This is a genomic window from Halomonas sp. B23F22_20 (genome assembly GCF_043496985.1).
GTDB lineage: Bacteria > Pseudomonadota > Gammaproteobacteria > Pseudomonadales > Halomonadaceae > Halomonas.
Genome location: NZ_JBIEKH010000115.1, coordinates 1 through 614, shown reverse-complemented (window position 1 = coordinate 614; position 614 = coordinate 1). Strand labels below are relative to the sequence as shown.

1 protein-coding gene is annotated in these 614 nt (G+C 58.0%); it reads left to right on the top strand.

Annotation, left to right across the window (positions count from 1 at the left end):
* A partial coding sequence (locus ACGTN6_RS20865; RefSeq protein WP_394595012.1) for a LysR substrate-binding domain-containing protein occupies positions 1–506 on the top strand: 506 nt, incomplete at its 5' end.
* Positions 507–614: the final 108 nt, after the last annotated feature.

The following is a 614-nucleotide window of genomic DNA, read 5'->3' as shown; positions in this document are numbered from 1 at the left end:
CCATACATGTCGGTCGCAGTCCCGACTTGATGGATATGCTGTTTGCTGGCGAGCTCGACCTGACAATCTCGACGCGAGCAGTGCCCGGTCGCCCGCACCTAGTGCTGCGAAGCTCCCCGGTCGTGTGGATCGCTGCCAGCGATTATCAATTCGAGCCGTCTGAGCCATTATCACTGGTGTTGGCTGATGAACCCAGCATCTTTCGGCGCATTGCCCTGGAAGCGCTAGATCCATCAAAGCGGGAATACACAGAGAGTTATGTCGCACCCAACCTTGCGGGGATCAAGGCGGCTGTTCGCGCCGGTCTGGGCATCACGGCTCGTAGTATCGAGCTCGTCACCCCCGAGTTCCGGGTGCTCGGGGAACGTCAGGGGTTGCCGTCGCTGCCTGACATCAATTTCTATCTTTACCTGCGCGACGACAACCCCAGCGAAGCTGCCAGCAAACTCTATCAGTTACTCGCCAGCCAGGTCGGCGGCGCCTCCCCATCTACCGATGGAAGCTAGCCTCAAGCCGGTTCACGATGGCGTAGAACGTATCGTTTACCAAGCGGCCAGAGCAAGAACCCTATGGTGAACAGAAGCATCGCTGCACTCAAAGGCTGCGTGAAAAAA